This is a genomic window from Gammaproteobacteria bacterium, from assembly GCA_041395725.1.
Classification (GTDB): Bacteria; Pseudomonadota; Gammaproteobacteria; order Pseudomonadales; family Pseudohongiellaceae; genus NORP240.
In genome coordinates this window covers 3,156,053-3,171,424 of sequence record JAWKZW010000001.1, presented here as the reverse complement: position 1 = coordinate 3,171,424, position 15,372 = coordinate 3,156,053, and the positions used below count along the sequence as shown (strand labels likewise).

Annotated in this window: 13 protein-coding genes; 7 read left to right on the top strand and 6 right to left on the bottom strand. The window is 53.6% G+C overall.

Annotated elements, in window-relative coordinates:
• Positions 1 to 374: 374 nt before the first annotated feature.
• Together R3F50_13955 and R3F50_13950 are read right to left on the bottom strand one after the other, a co-directional pair.
• Positions 375 to 1,244: a glycosyltransferase family 2 protein gene (locus R3F50_13955; protein MEZ5491406.1), complete on the bottom strand. Its 870-nt coding sequence runs from the start codon at positions 1,242 to 1,244 to the stop codon at positions 375 to 377.
• 14 nt (positions 1,245 to 1,258) lie between these two features.
• Positions 1,259 to 3,208, bottom strand: a complete 1,950-nt coding sequence (locus R3F50_13950; GenBank protein MEZ5491405.1) for a hypothetical protein — start codon at positions 3,206 to 3,208, stop codon at positions 1,259 to 1,261.
• A gap of 596 nt (positions 3,209 to 3,804) precedes the next feature.
• On the opposite strand from R3F50_13950, the gene R3F50_13945 reads away from it, so the two are divergent.
• Positions 3,805 to 4,218: a prepilin-type N-terminal cleavage/methylation domain-containing protein gene (locus tag R3F50_13945; GenBank protein MEZ5491404.1), complete on the top strand. Its 414-nt coding sequence runs from the start codon at positions 3,805 to 3,807 to the stop codon at positions 4,216 to 4,218.
• Between the two features lie 185 nt (positions 4,219 to 4,403).
• Positions 4,404 to 4,832, top strand: a complete 429-nt coding sequence (locus R3F50_13940) for a pilin (GenBank protein ID MEZ5491403.1) — start codon at positions 4,404 to 4,406, stop codon at positions 4,830 to 4,832.
• Between the two features lie 92 nt (positions 4,833 to 4,924).
• Here the strand turns inward: R3F50_13940 and R3F50_13935 are convergent, their stop codons facing one another.
• On the bottom strand, positions 4,925 to 5,632 hold the full coding sequence (locus tag R3F50_13935) for a hypothetical protein (protein MEZ5491402.1): 708 nt from the start codon (positions 5,630 to 5,632) through the stop codon (positions 4,925 to 4,927).
• 155 nt (positions 5,633 to 5,787) lie between these two features.
• Here R3F50_13935 and pilB point away from each other — a divergent pair, with 155 nt between their 5' ends.
• From pilB to R3F50_13910, 5 genes are all read left to right on the top strand, one after another.
• On the top strand, positions 5,788 to 7,572 hold the full coding sequence (pilB, locus tag R3F50_13930; protein ID MEZ5491401.1) for a type IV-A pilus assembly ATPase PilB: 1,785 nt from the start codon (positions 5,788 to 5,790) through the stop codon (positions 7,570 to 7,572).
• Between the two features lie 107 nt (positions 7,573 to 7,679).
• Positions 7,680 to 8,897 carry a type II secretion system F family protein gene (locus tag R3F50_13925; protein ID MEZ5491400.1) on the top strand — a complete coding sequence of 406 codons (1,218 nt, stop codon included), beginning with the start codon at positions 7,680 to 7,682 and terminating at the stop codon, positions 8,895 to 8,897.
• Positions 8,898 to 8,928: 31 nt separating this feature from the next.
• Entirely contained in the window at positions 8,929 to 9,831 is a 903-nt protein-coding gene (locus tag R3F50_13920) for an A24 family peptidase (protein ID MEZ5491399.1), read from the top strand.
• A 54-nt stretch (positions 9,832 to 9,885) separates the two neighbouring features.
• Positions 9,886 to 10,506: a dephospho-CoA kinase gene (gene coaE, locus R3F50_13915; GenBank protein MEZ5491398.1), complete on the top strand. Its 621-nt coding sequence runs from the start codon at positions 9,886 to 9,888 to the stop codon at positions 10,504 to 10,506.
• On the top strand, positions 10,503 to 10,712 hold the full coding sequence (locus R3F50_13910) for a DNA gyrase inhibitor YacG (protein MEZ5491397.1): 210 nt from the start codon (positions 10,503 to 10,505) through the stop codon (positions 10,710 to 10,712). The genes coaE and R3F50_13910 overlap by 4 nt, the downstream gene beginning before the upstream one ends.
• A gap of 67 nt (positions 10,713 to 10,779) precedes the next feature.
• Here the strand turns inward: R3F50_13910 and R3F50_13905 are convergent, their stop codons facing one another.
• The 3 genes from R3F50_13905 to argJ all read right to left on the bottom strand — a co-directional run bounded on the left by R3F50_13905 (position 10,780) and on the right by argJ (position 15,372).
• A complete protein-coding gene (locus R3F50_13905) occupies positions 10,780 to 12,765 on the bottom strand; it encodes a hypothetical protein (GenBank protein MEZ5491396.1) in 1,986 nt (661 codons plus the stop codon).
• A 397-nt stretch (positions 12,766 to 13,162) separates the two neighbouring features.
• The gene (locus R3F50_13900; protein ID MEZ5491395.1) at positions 13,163 to 14,107 is read right to left on the bottom strand and encodes a Nudix family hydrolase; all 945 of its coding nucleotides are present in this window, start codon (positions 14,105 to 14,107) and stop codon (positions 13,163 to 13,165) included.
• Between the two features lie 26 nt (positions 14,108 to 14,133).
• Positions 14,134 to 15,372 (bottom strand): bifunctional glutamate N-acetyltransferase/amino-acid acetyltransferase ArgJ, encoded by a 1,239-nt coding sequence (argJ, locus tag R3F50_13895; protein ID MEZ5491394.1) that lies wholly within the window; start codon positions 15,370 to 15,372, stop codon positions 14,134 to 14,136.

Below are 15,372 nucleotides of genomic sequence, written 5' to 3'. Positions count from 1 at the left end.
TCTACCACCTTACCACCTCACCACCTCTACTGCCGGATCACCTTCCTGCCTGTATCAGCGGATCACCAGGATCCCTAAAGGTTGGTCTCTGCGCTTTAAGAATTCAGTACGTAAGCCTCACGTGCATGGACCAGCATGGCATTTTTGAGGCCAATAACCTTAAACCACATCTGCGAGCTAATCAAGTCAGCCCCGCGCCTTCACACACTTTGTTACAGATAGTTTTCCCCTTTATTTCAGGCAGTTAATTGAAACATTAGGGGGCAGTCTACAGGTTCAATAGTGAATGCCGGCTGAATATTCACTCACCGTCGAGTCCCGGGATACCAGCTATCGGGAAAAATAAGCGCTTTATCCCGGGCAACAGGACCAGGCTAGTGGTCGCTCCCCTTGTACATAAGGGTAGTCACCTGCTCTGACACAAGGCCTATGAGAAAAACCAGCACAGCGGTCATGAACAGCACCGCGCTCATGTTGGTGAATCTACCCTCGGTAAAGAACGTGTACAGGTAGTAACAAAACCCGGTAAAGAAGAAACCCGCGGAAACCGGGAAGAATATTTTTAACGGAGAATACAGGGTCCCGACTTTAAATATTATGATCAGGAATCGAATGCCGTCCTTGAGCAGATGTATGTGACTGTCACCAAGGCGGGGCAATGTTTCTATCGGCACATAACCGATCGAATAACCGGAGCGGAAAAACGCCATGGTACTGGTAGTCGGATAAGAAAACCCGTTCGGGAGCAAATACAGAAACTCGCGAAACTTGTCCGCACGCACGGCACGAAAGCCAGAGGTCAGATCATCCACCTTCTGTCCCGTCATCCAGCTGGCGAGCCGGTTATAAACACCATTACCCATAGCCCGATAGGAGTCGGCCTGGGATTTGCGTCCGCGGGCACCTATCACCATATCGTAACCTTCATCGAGTTTGGCTAACAGAAGCCTGATATCTTCCGGGCGATGCTGTCCATCGCCGTCCAGGAAGACGATAACATCGCCCCTGGCCGCCTTAGCGCCTGTTTTGATCGCCGCCCCATTTCCCTTGCTGTAGGGATTCGATATGACCAGGACACCGTGCTCTTCACACACCTTGACGGTGTCATCGCTGGAGCCATCATCGACAACGATGCATTCAAAAAAATCACCCGTTGCCTTGAGGTTTGGCAGCAGCAGTGCCAGATTCTGTGCCTCGTTCTTGGCCGGAATCACTATCGATACTTTCATTTCATCCAGAGCCATTCGTCTCTCCGCGTCTAGTTAGAGTCAATTCGGGCCCTGAGGTCCTGCTCCATCTCTGTAATCTCTCCCAGCCGGGACGGCGTAAAGGAGCCTCTATTTTCATCTGCTTCTCTGGCTCTCTGCAAGAACAGCAGGCTGTCCTGGTAGTTGCCTGCCGACGCTGAAAGGATCGCCTGCCGAATCGGAAATCCTGAATCCGGCCGCAGATCAAAGGCATTGCGCAATTGGATGAGCGCTGGATTGAGTTCGCGATAATAAATATAGAGATCGGAAAACAAGACATAAAACCCACTCTTCTCAAAGGTTCGCATCGGGACCGCTTCGAGACGGACCAATAACGCCTCGATATCCTGCCTTGCGGGGTAGGAGCACTGTCCGGCAAACAGGTTCTCCAGCAGGGTTTTTACTTCGGTTGTCAAGTCTGCCCGGTAGTAAACCTGTCGCGCTGACGCAGCGATTTCCGTAACCGGGTAAGGTGCCGGTAACTCGTAACTGCAGGCGAAATTCCAAAGCTTGAGCTGCAAGGCAACCTCATCAGGGAAGCGTTGCTGCAGCGCCGAGAGCCTGGAATATCCAGACTCCGCTGCGCCTGACTCCGCCTGGATATAGGCAAACTCTACCTGGGCGCGGTAGGACGCAGGATGGCGCTCAGCCCACTGGGCGGCCAGTGCCAGGTTATTGCCCCATAACAACGTGAGCTGCAGGGTGAGCCCCGCCATGGCAATAACAGCCACCACCCCGGCCATTGGCACAATTCGCGCGTAACCTTTCGCCGCCAGGTGATCTGCCAGCCTGGCCAGGTAAAATACAACTGCGATCAGGGGGCCAATCATAGGCAGATAGTTGCGATGTTCGAAATAGAGCTCCAACGGAATAAACGTGGACTCAAGCAGATGCCAGCCGAAAAACCACAACACCGCGAAACTGAAGACCGGCTGACTCCGACGCAGCACAAAAGCGGCGATCAGTATTGCCACGATGGTGAGCACAGCGCTCAGGGTCGATAATGGTTCAAGCAGGCTTCTGGAAATAATGTAGTCATCATGTTGCAGGGTAAAATCCCGAATTCCTGGCAACAGAATATTGAACAGGTAATCAATTATAATGCGGCCTTCGGTCAGCAGCCTCTCGCCGAGGCTGAATTCCCGAAACCCGTAAGCTGCCGTGAGACGTGTGAAATTCAAAATCAGGTAGCCGGACACCACCACGAGGGGCAGCAGGACACCTGCCGCCAGCCAGAGCCTGAGCAGCACCCCTCGGCGATGCTGGTTGAACACTGTGATTTCCAGTGTCAGGATCGCCGCCAGCAGCAATGCCCCGTTTTCCTTGCTCAGCACTGCAAGCAATCCAAACGGGAATAGACACAGGCTCATCAACAGCAACCCCCGGTGAGATTGCTGGTCAACAGCGGCCCTGCCTTTCATATAGCAGATCAGGCCGGCCAATGAAAACAGCGCCATCAACTGCGTCATTCGCTGAACCACGTACAGCGTGGTCGAAACGTTAAGCGGGTGCAGCAGCCAGAGCGCTGCAACTCCAACAGCCAGTATGCGTGCCCTGGCCTCCCTGACTCCTGATACTCTGAATAACAGCAGGCCGAACCAGGCGGTCAACAACCCGGTCAGGATGTGCAGAAAGAGGTTCACCGCCTTGAACCCTAACGAGGCAGCAGGCCAGTCTCTCGCATTGAGCAAAAAGCTGGCTGTAGCTACCGGTCGGCCCGCCGGGCCGCTTCGGTTGCCAAAGATATAGTTCACAGCCGACTGCAGATCGGTCACTCCTTCGCCATCGCCTATCTGCTGAAGATTCACCAGATCATCCAGCAGAAAGGGGCCGTTCAGGCCCGGCAGGTAAACGAGCAGCGTCACAAGCGTGACTAAACCAAGTGTTGCACCCGTCAGAAGAGAGCCCGAAAACCTGCCATGGTTGCCAGTAGGGGAAATGCTGGTATTAGTTTTGTCCATCCGTGAGAGTCCCAGGTAAGGCGTTAGCTCGCCAGACAAAAATCAGTTGAGAAAACCCTGACCAATATCCGCAGGACATCACTGCGTCGTTGTCGTGCCTGGCAGGGGAGTGACAATTGCCTTCGCACGACGCCTGGCAGGAGCGCCCAACAGTCTGCCGCAGCACTTTGCGGTAAATAATCAGAAGTCCCTTAAGTATTCGGCCGTCTCCTTTAAGACTTGCCCTTGGGAGCGCAACATTTCCTATCACATTCCGACTTTCTCGATGGGGGGCGAAGGGTCATTGTCCGGGTTGCGCCTGACAGTGCGTTGCGGCAAATCACAGGCTGACTGAAAGTGACGTTTTTTGTCAGTGACTAACAATGGTTTACACCCGTCATACCGATCCTGAGCTTCTGGATTTATCCCAAAGAATTCTATTTATCGCTTACATATCAACTAGTTAACAAATTCTTTCAAAACCTGGCACGGAAACTGTAATCACGTGTGTAACCGTTATGGAAACTAAACGGAATTTATTGTTCTCAAAGCATCCTGCAAGAGCTTTTGGAATAACTCTAAAACTTTAAGTTAACTTGATAGATCGGAGTATTGAAATGAAGAACTCTCAACAAGGTTTTACCCTTATCGAATTAATGATCGTGGTAGCTATCATCGGCATCCTCGCCGCTGTGGCCCTGCCAGCGTATCAGAACTACTCTAACCGTGCCCGCTTCTCTGAAGCTGTTCTGTCCGTAACTCCGCGCAAGACAGCAATGGAACTGGCTATTCAGACTCGTCAGCCAGCCAACCTCGCGGCCCTCAATGCCGGCACCATGGGTATCCCGGCTAACCAGGCTCAGTCTACAACTCTGCACGGTATTGCTGTTGCTGGTGGCACCGTTACCGTCACCTGGCGCAACGACGGTTCCGACCTGGCTGGTGTGACATACACACTGACTGCCGGTGGAATCACTCCTCCAGTCTCCTGGACTGAGGGTGGCACCTGCCTGACCAGCGGTTTCTGCTAGAAACCGGTTTTCCGAGGCAGCCGCGAATCATCGCGGCTGCCGAGGAAACAGTAGGACCTGAACCCCCCAGGATAAGGCTTTTCACATCAACCGACAGATTTCTCCCTGCTTCAGTATCACGCCGGTTAATTTGAACAGCTCGAAACCAGACCCCTAGGATCAACACTGTAAGGTTTAGCGACGACATGAATCCCATGCAATCAAAACACTCTCAAGGCGGCTTCACTCTTATCGAGCTCATGATTGTGGTCGCTATTTTAGGCATTCTTGCCGCCGTAGCACTTCCCGCCTATAGGCTCTACACCGACAGAGCCCGGTTCTCCGAAGCCATGCTGCAAATCGATGACTTTCGCAACATGATAGTCGTTCACGCACAGATGAATCGCTTCGGCTCAATTGCAGATGTTGACGCAGGGACCAACGGCCTGCCCAACCCGATCCCCAGAACCGTCACACTCCATGGCCTCGATCTTGTGGACGGTCTTGTGACAGTCACCTGGAAGAACGACGGCACCGATCTGGACGGCGTCACCTTTACCCTGCAGGCCTCAGGAGTTATACCACCAGTGAACTGGACCGAAGGTGGTACCTGCAAGCCACTGGGCTATTGCTAACACTCACTCCATTGTTAAGGAACCTCTGACTAGATACCTTAAAGCATTGCGGTATCTAGTCACTCTCTCCCCTGTTCACACATGACACAAACTTATGACTGGAGCGGATAAAACCGCGTGAGCTTGCGCTTATCCGGGCTGTAACAGACAAACCCGCTGGCGTGAGCTGAAGCAAAGCGACTCAGGACACAACCCTGCCCGCCCAAGTCCGCCGTGCTACCGAGCAGACTTTCCGCCTCTTTTCGTACCGTTTCTTCCCGTTCGAACAAGGCTGCGCTTTCAAGCGGAATAGAGTTGAACTTGTCTGTCTGCATGAACAGCGGATCGTCGACAAACTGACTGCGGAGATTGGCAATTTCCGCCCCGAACTCGGTGTCCGGCAGCTCAGTGTAAAGCAACTTGGGCCAAGGACCCGAAAATTCCGCAATCACGCCAGGGTCTTTGCCATAGGCCTCAAACTCATTGGCGGCCAGGCTGTAGAAGGTGTCGTAGGCAAATACCAGGGCAATTGGGCGAGACTGGTAGACTATCCAAACGCCTGCCGCCATACAGGCAATCTGTAATGCGGCAATACAACCGAGGTCAAATTTCAGACCAGGCTTCCCTGCCCTGAAAACTATCAAGGTAAGCAATGGGCCAAGAATAACGTCAACCCCCATGACCAGCTTTAATCCAGACCAGCCACCGTCAATATTGAACAATACACCTGGATACCAGAGCATCATGATGATACCAAGCAGGCCCGTGAAAACGGCGATACTGACAGCAAAATGCAGCGTAAAGGCTTCCCACCTGTTCATAGAAACTTCCTCCTTCTGGAACGTTCGTGAATTCGTGTTTCAGGAAAAATCGACATATTAATCTATACTGGATTTACCAATAAGTTATCGAGTTCAAATTTTGCAATTTGAATCCGGCTACGAATCCAGCGATAAATCCAGAAATAAACCCTGAAATGAACTCCGATATCAAAGGTCTGGCACGGCACCTGGTAAATCTGGGAGAAATGTCTGAATCCCAGGCTCGCAGCGCGATCCTTTCCTCCCGGCGCCATAAGAACTCCTTCGTCAGACACTGTATCGAGAACAAACTTGTCGATCAGGGAAGGCTGGCCTCAGCTATCTCGACAACTTTTAATCTGCCCCTGATGGACCTGTCTTCCTATCGGCCTTTGCAGGACCCGGCGGTACTCGCAATCTGCCAGCTGATGGAGAAGCACAGAATTCTTCCCCTTGCCTTTCGTAGCAACAGGCTGGTGCTGGCGGTTACTGATCCGACCCAGACCGGAGCGATCCGGGAGTTCGAATTTCACAGCGGCAAAACCGCGGATCTTGTCATTGCTCCACATTCTCAGATTCGGGCCACTATCCATAACCTGTCCGGTCAGCGCCGCGTAGCGATCCCTGCCAAGGATTCTGAGAAACACCCTGCATCACCTCTGGAAACTTCACGGGGTCAGGATGGTAACCGGAGGCGGAGGGTTTACCGAAAGAGCAACCTTGAGGATGACCACGAGAATTTTCCCACCGGCTTCCGTGATAGTTTCCTGCAGGATGGCATCGGCATAAGAGATGACGATGATAACGAGGCCCCGGTAATCAGCGCAGTCAATCGCCTGCTACTGGAAGCCGTCAGCCTCAAAGCGTCGGACATACACATTGAGCCCTACGAAAAAATCTTCAGAGTAAGAGTCAGGATCGATGGTGTGCTGAGAGAATTGGCCACGCCGCCGATTCACCTGGCCGGCCGACTGATTTCCCGCCTCAAGATCATGGCCCAGCTGGATATATCCGAACGCCGCCTACCCCAGGACGGTCGCATCAGGCTGCCGCGCAGCGGCCAGCAGGCGGTGGACTTCCGAATCAGCACACTACCAACCCTATGGGGAGAGAAGACAGTACTCAGGATCATGGACCCCCAGCGCACCCGGCTTGATATCGATCAGCTTGGCTTGAGCGCTCAACAGCAAATCCACGTCATAGAAGCCCTCAGCAGGCCCCAGGGAATGATCCTTGTTACCGGCCCGACGGGCAGTGGCAAGACCGTGACCTTATACAGCGTGCTGGCCCGGCTCAACGACTGCACACGCAACATTTCCACCGCGGAAGATCCGGTCGAATTCAACCTGTCCGGGATAAACCAGGTACAGGTCAAGCCGGCTATCGGGTTGAGCTTCGTCACCGCGCTGAGAGCATTTCTCCGGCAGGATCCTGACGTGATCATGGTTGGGGAAATCCGCGACCAGGAAACCGTGCAAATAGCCATCAAGGCGGCTCAGACCGGACACCTTGTACTATCCACTCTGCATACGAACAGTGCCCCGGAGACGCTCAACAGATTACTCAATATGGGTATTGAGCCCTACAACGTCGCGTCATCGGTAACACTGATCATCGCGCAGCGCCTGGCCAGAAAACTTTGCCGCCATTGCAAAAAACCAGCGCCTGACTTACGCAGACGCCTGGCACGGCTATATCCCGATGAGTCCCTGACGATTCAGGGGGAGCTCTATCAGGCCAGAGGATGCGACCGCTGTCATGGCGGATATCAGGGCAGAGTCGGGATTTATGAAGTGGTTCCCATTTCCGAACCGATGACCCGTACTATCATTGCTGGTGGAAATTCCATGAACATTGCTGCGCAGGCGCGCAAGGCAGGCTACTTTAGCCTGCGTCAGTCAGCACTGGCAAGGATGACGGAGGGACTGATAAGTCTCGATGAAGTCAACAGGATAACCTAGGAAGGAATTATCGCCAACAACAGTCAACAACAGCGCTGAACCGGGCAGCCGCGGAGCCAGACAATCCTCCACGCCTGCCTGATTAAACCAAAGACTCGAGGTATTCCATGGCAACTGAAGCCGTACAACCAATTTACATCTGGCATGGCACTGACAAGAACGGCAAAAAGACCAATGGGGAAACCCCCGGCGCCAGCCAGGCGCTAGTCAAGGCGCAACTCCGAAAACAGGGCATCGTGGCGACCCGGGTCAAGCGCAAACCCAAGGCTCTGCTGAAAAAGCGGCAGCAGAAAATCAAGCCCATGGATGTTGCCATCTTCACGCGACAACTGGCAACCATGATGAAAGCCGGCATCCCTCTTGTACAGGCTTTCGAAATCGTCGGCGAAAGTCTGGATAATGCCTCGATGCGCGATCTGGTCTGGAAAATACGCGACGACGTGGCAGGTGGACACAACTTCGCCGACAGTATCCGCAAACATCCACGCTACTTCGATGACCTGTTCTGCAACCTCATCGATTCAGGCGAGCAGTCAGGCGCCCTGGAAACCATGCTGGACCGGCTCGCGACTTACAAAGAAAAATCGGAAGCATTGAAAGCAAAGATCAAGAAAGCCATGAACTACCCGATCGCAGTCGTGCTGGTGGCGATTATTGTTACCGGCATCCTGCTGGTCAAGGTAGTGCCTCAGTTTGCTGAAACGTTCTCAAGCTTCGGAGCTGATCTGCCAGCCTTCACCCTCTTCGTCCTCGGGCTTTCCGATCTGGCCATCGCTCACTGGTGGAAAATGTTAATCCTTGGAATTGGCCTGGGTTTCTTCTACAAGGAAGCCATGATCCGGTCCCGAAAATTCAGGGAGGCAGTCGAGCGACTGTCCCTTAAGTTGCCGATCATTGGCCCCATCCTCAATAACTCCTGTTTTGCCCGCTTCACAAGAACCCTGTCCACAACTTTTGCCGCCGGTGTCCCTCTGGTTGATGCGCTCGAATCAGTGGCGGGTGCCGCTGGCAACGTTGTTTACTACAAGGCCACCAGGCGTATTAAGGACGACGTGTCCACAGGACAACAACTGGCCTTCTCGATCCGGAACACTGGCCTGTTCCCGATCATGGTGATTCAAATGATCGGAATAGGTGAAGAGTCCGGCTCTTTGGACGATATGCTCGATAAGTGCGCCAACTATTACGAGGCAGAAGTCGATAATGCCGTAAGCGGACTGACTGCGCTGATGGAACCGATCATCATGGCCGTACTTGGCGTTCTGGTGGGAGGCTTGATGATTGCAATGTATCTGCCTATCTTTCAGCTTGGTCAAGTGGTGTAATTCGACTCCTACCAGGGCCAGATAACACACAATGACCTTCTTTGAACTCCTGTCGACCAGCACACCGCTGCTGGTCGTCTCCTGCTTGATACTTGGGCTGCTGGTTGGCAGTTTTCTCAACGTAGTGGTCTATCGCGTCCCTATCATGCTGTACCGGGAATGGACTGCACAGTGCCGGGAAATGCTGGCAAGTGACGACGCCGAGCCTGCCTTTGCCGACAGGACGGCTGCAGAATTTTCGACCTTTAACCTGATGAAGCCTGACTCACACTGCCCTGTGTGTAAGCATAAAATAACCGCGCTGGAAAATATCCCTGTGCTCAGTTACCTGTTCCTTAGAGGCAAGTGCTCACAGTGCAAAACCGGGATTTCCGCAAGATACCCGGGTGTTGAGCTGACGACCGGGCTCATGTCCGCGCTGATCGCCTGGTCATTTGGCGCCAATTGGCTGACCGTGGTTCTTCTATTGTTTACGTGGTACCTGATCGTACTGACTCTGATCGACTACGATGAACAGCTACTGCCGGACAACATCACCCTGCCGCTGCTGTGGGCGGGTTTACTGATCAACACAGTGGATCTGGGGATGGGTGTGTCGCTGCGGGATGCAGTAATCGGCGCCATGGCCGGCTATCTGTCACTCTGGTGTTTCTACTGGTCTTTCAAGCTGCTTACCGGCAAGGAGGGCATGGGCTATGGGGATTTCAAACTGCTGGCGGCTCTTGGCGCCTGGCTGGGCTGGCAAAGCCTGTTGCCCATAATTATTCTCTCGTCCGTTGTAGGCGCCGCTTTCGGCATTCTGAATGTCCTGGTAGTAAAGCGAGATAAAACCGCACCCATGCCATTCGGCCCATTTCTTGCCGGAGCCGGCTTCATCATGCTGATCTGGGGAAAGCAGTTGATTGCTTTCTACCAGCAGACTTTCCTGCTCTGAGTCTGCTAGGATACCCTTCAACCAAACGAAACTTCTGATTAATTGGTGTATTACATGCTGGTTATCGGCCTGACCGGTGGTATCGGCAGTGGCAAGAGCACAGTAGCAGAACTGTTTCAGCGCCACGGCATCGATGTGATTGATGCCGACTTGATTTCCCGGGAAGTGGTAGAACCCCCAGAGCCGGCCCTGCAGGCTATCGCCACTCATTTTGGTCAACAGATTCTAGACGAAGAAGGCAGACTCCGACGCAGTGCCCTGCGTAAGCTGGTCTTTTCGGATCAGGCCCAACGCCAGTGGCTGGAGCAGCTTCTGCATCCCCTGATAAACGAACGAATCCGGCAACGCATCATCGACAGCCGTTCCCCGTACTGTATCCTGATGTCTCCTCTGCTGCTGGAGACCCACCAGAGGGCGCTGACGGCCCGTATCCTGGTGGTGGACGTCAGCCGTGAAACCCAGCTGCAACGAACCATGCGACGCGATGAGAGCCCGAGGGCAACTATCGAGGCGATTATTGCGGCCCAGGTCCCCAGAGAAGTGCGTATCTCGGCAGCCGACGACATTATCGATAACAACGGAGAAGCCAGTGAGCTGATAGAACAGGTGGATGCGCTGCATGCCAGATACCTGTCGATGGCAGTCACTGGCAGAGGCAACGAGGTGACGACATGAGTAAGGTGAAATCGGTCAATTGCCCGAGTTGCCTGAAGCAGGTACCCTGGGATTCTTCGAATCCTTATCGCCCTTTCTGTTCCGAGCGCTGCAAATTACTGGACCTGGGCGACTGGGCCAGCGGCAGGCATGCCATTGTCGGAGAGCCTGCTGAATTCAAGGATCAGGATGAGGCCGGTACCGACGCCGAGGACATGCTTGACTGATGTCACCGTCGGCGGCGCCGAATCTCAGTCCACCATCAACTGCTCAACGGCGCGCTTCAGGTATTTTTCAGAGGAGCGGCGTCCCCTGGAGATCGGGCATCGGCATCCACAGCATTTTGCCATTCTCTGAATCCAGGTCATTTTCCAGAAATACCAGCAGCAGTTGCCCATCCCGTGACAGGCGGATTTTCTTGACTACGTCGCCGGCCGCTATGCCAAGATCGTATTTTTCCAGTAACAGGTGTGTGACCACATCGAAGAAGAACAGCTGATTACCATCAGTGGCAATCAACATATCGCCTGCCTCGCTGAAAGTGGCGCTGACCGGAGAAGACCCCAGGTACCACTCACCATCCGGGTTATGGTAATCAACGGGATCAAGATCGTGAATGGCAAATGGCGTAACGGTTTCGTTGTTGCCGTTCGGGCAGGCATAAGCAAGGCGGTTGCCATCAGGAGACACGGCGAAGTCCGTGCAGCCGCTGCCCACCGGGATGTCGGTTCCGTCCACAAAGGCAACTTCATTGCTGTCCGGGAAAAAATTGAAGGTCGCCAGATTTGACTCCGTGGTGAGGTACACCCGCTGCTGTATCTGATCGTAAACTACGCGAACAGGTGAATCGAGTGACAGACTGGGAACGACCGGATCAGCATTACCATCGAGAATTCCCAGCCACAATCCGTTTGCCGCCGGCGAATCCCCCGTCGATCTGTCATGCAGCAGGACAAAGAGGTTCCCATCTTCTCCCGGTACGATATCCAGTGGTGAGAATTGTCTCTCGCCTTCTATGATCCGGTTGTAGCTGACAATTCCATTGTTCAGATTCAGCTTGTACAGTCGCTCTGTTTCTGGATGGGTGGAGAAATACACAATATTGTTTTCGTCATCCAGAGTGAGCTGATCGGGTTGTGTATTGAAAAGGTAAGAGCCCGCAGTCTCACCGGTGATGACATTCCTTTCCACCAGGCGGTTTTTAGACGAATCACCTATCAACACCCAACCGTGGCACAGCGGTATGAAATCCTGGGTCGGCTCAATAATCGCTGTACCACCCAATGAAGATACCGTATTGAGGGGCGGTGTAGGCGACGAGATCTCAAGAGAAACAAGCCTGAAGAGAACCGATTGACTGTTATCGACCAGCGTAAACACCATGTCATATTGCTGGCCCTGAAAGCTTACGTTGGGCGCCCGCATCAACCCTGAAGAAAATGAAAAAGTCGCCGGGTCGACAGACGTTCCAGGCACCATGGGAGGACTGAAAGCCTCACAATTAAGCAACTCAACTCCCGAAAGCGCCTCGGTTGTTCCACTTTGAATCGGATAAACATCAGCCGCCACCAGCGTGAAAATACTGTTGTCCAGATCGGTCAGATTAAACTCAGCGTCAACCAAACCAAGATCGTCAATGCTGATTCCCGGTACGCTCAGACTAAATCCATCAAACACAGAGGCATCAGCACCATGGCGCGGCGCCTGACCCGGCGTGAATTCAAGGTTCGCCGCTAATGTATCAAACCTGGCTCCTCGAAATGCAGGAAACGAATCGCCCGGGATATCCGCCGGCTCCCAACCTGTGACTATCCTAAAACCTGCATAGCGACTACTTTGCAGTATAGCGTTCACGACTCCCGTAACATCGAGAACAACCTCGGTAAGGCTGGCGGCATCAACAGCCAAGACCGGGATAGTAAAACCGGCTTTGTAATCAAAAAGATCGATTCTTCCGTCATCAGCAAATGCGTAAATCTCTATGGGTATACTGCCACCCAGGGAATAGTACTCAGCAATCGGCAAGCGCAAGGTCGCCTGAGCGACGCTGCCGATTGCTCCAAGATCGAAAGAAATGCCGACAGCATCGATATATTCAGCACTGGTTACGACATAACCACCACTGCTCAAATAGGTAGCTCGGAATGCCGTTTCCTGTTCTTGTATGTCTCTGCTGACCATCACGGCGTCATCAACGAGTTTTGCCGTATCTGCCTGAACAGGAATCGCTCCTGTTAAGGTCAGAATGGCTGCTAGTGATAAAAGAATAATTTGTCGCATAAGAGAGTTACCTTGCCGTTCATCGAAGCTTTCAGTTGTGCGGCTCTACAATCGATTGATCACGCTTGAACAAGCGACAGAGAACTGTTCGTGCCCGCCTGCCAGCGCCTAGCATAATGATCTGAAATTATGCAATTTATCCCTCTACATTCAAAGGGTTACATGCACATGAAGGGTGACCCGCATCACAATACGCAAGCAAAGTTGCCGGTTTATGGCACTTTGTTTTCAGGCGGGCTGTTTTCACACTAGCCCCCTCCCTTGCTGAATCCGCTCCTGCCAGGAAATCGTTTTTACTGGTGGAGTCCGTGAAATTCTGACAAATGATTCGGAATGACCAGAACAACCGGATTGTTTTTACCTAATTGGTAAATAAACTTTGGGCCAGCGGGAAAATTCAGTGCCAGAAGGCGCCTATCCCGGCAATACCGTGCGCACCTGCCTGGCGGGCCACGCCAAGATCCCGCTCCTGCAAGCCCCCCAGCGCATAGACCGGCAGGCTGAACCGGGACGCGTGGTCCTGAAAACCACCCCAGCCCAAAGCCGCGGCGCCAGGGTGGGATGCGGTAGGCTGAACGGGAGATAACAGGGCGAAATCGGCCCCCAGCCTGGCAGCCCACTCGAGTTCGGTTTTATTGTGACAGGAGGCGCTAAACAGAGTATTTCCGTCAACGGGTCGCTCCTGGAGAGTCAACAAACGACTGGCGCTCACATGCAAGCCATGGGCCGGTACTTGCTGGAACAACTTCGGCGAGGAATTCAGCAGCAGGCGGGCATTGCATTGTTCGCAGAGTGTCAGTGCTTCAGTAATCCACAGCTTCGCTGTCGCGTCAGGCAGGTGAGGCTGTCGAAACTGAATCAATTTGATGCCCCTATCCAGGACAGCCGTGATTTTCCGAATGAACTCTTCCTTGCTGTCGCAATTCCCAGTGACAGCAAGCAGAGGTGGAAGCTGTAGCAGCCGAATGATCTCTCTATTTGCCGCGGGGAACTGCAGCGACTCCAGTTCGCCCGACAGGCACCACGCCAGCGGTTGATTCTCGCGTCCTTGCGCCACCCCCTGGTAACTGTCGACGCGCCAGATATCCAGCAGGACTGAGCGATCACCGTAACAATGAAATATTTTCTTTAAGGGAAAGCAACGCGCCGGGTCTATAACAATGCCCAGTTCTTCGTGCAGTTCACGCTGCAGGGCCGTTAAAGCGGTTTCTCCCGGCTCCAGCTTTCCCCCAGGGAACTCCCAGAGATCTCCCTGGTGAACATTCGGAGGGCGTCTGGCAATAAGGATACGACCGTCAGTGCCAAAAATAACCCCGACGGCGACATGCAGGGGTTCATCCATGGTCTGCGGATGCTGCCCGGCAGGTATCAGGAGCGGTAATCTGCGTTAATTCGCACATAGTCCTGGGATAGATCCGACGTCCAGACAATTTCCTTGCTTGTCCCCCGGGCGAGATTGACAGTCACAGTAATTTCTTCCCGGTCCATTTCCGTTTGTCCGGCTTCTTCAGTGTAACTGGCCGCCAATCCGCCATTTTCCACCAGCCTCGTTTCTCCGAGATCGATGGTAAGTCGGTCGATATTGAGCTCCTTCAGGCCCGCCCGGCCGATAGCTGCCAGAATGCGGCCCCAGTTAGGATCCGAAGCAAACAGGGCAGTTTTTACCAAGGGCGATTCAGCGATTGCATAGGCCACGGCCAGGCACTCGTCGCTGCTGGCTCCTCCCTCTACGATGACCGTAACAAACTTGGTCGCGCCTTCCGCATCGCGTATCAACTCCGTTGCCAGGGTGAGAAACACCGCTCTCAGGTTGCTGACAAAATCGTCGTGATCCGGCTGCCGGTTTGGAGAAATTTCAACACCCGAGACTCCAGTAGCCACCAGCAGGCAGGCGTCATTAGTTGAGGTGTCACCGTCTACCGTGATCCGATTGAACGACTCGTTGGTAATCTGGTTCAACATAACCTGCAATGACTGAGCTTCAACCCTGGCGTCAGTAAAGACAAAAGCCAGCATGGTGGCCATGTTCGGCTTCAACATACCGGCACCCTTGGCAATGCCGGTAATGGTGACCGTCTCGCCCGAGCTGAACGCAACTCGCCTGGAAACGGCTTTGGGGCGGGTATCGGTGGTCATAATACCCCTGGCAGCGGCAATCCAGTCATCTTCAACCAATGCTGCAAACGCCGCGGGGATGCCTGCGACGATAGTGGCGACCGGCAGTCGCTGCCCGATAACACCGGTAGAGAATGGCAGTACCTGACTGTCATCAACTGCCACGCCTTCCCGTTCTGTTGCCGATCTGGCTACCACTGCACAACAGGCCCTGGCGTCCTCCAAACCCTGAGGGCCGGTACCAGCATTGGCATTCCCCGTGTTCACCAGTAAGTAGCGACAGGTAGAGCCTTGCCAATGTTGCCTGGCGACCTGCACTGGAGCTGCGCAGAATGCGTTGCGGGTGAATACGGCCGCAACACTTGCGCCGGGCGTAAGTTCGAACAGAACCAGGTCAGCCCGATTCGCATAGCGAACCCCAGCCGCAACGGCTGCGAATCGGATCCCTTTTACGGGCCACAATGGACCGTCAATTTTTGACGTTACCGCCAT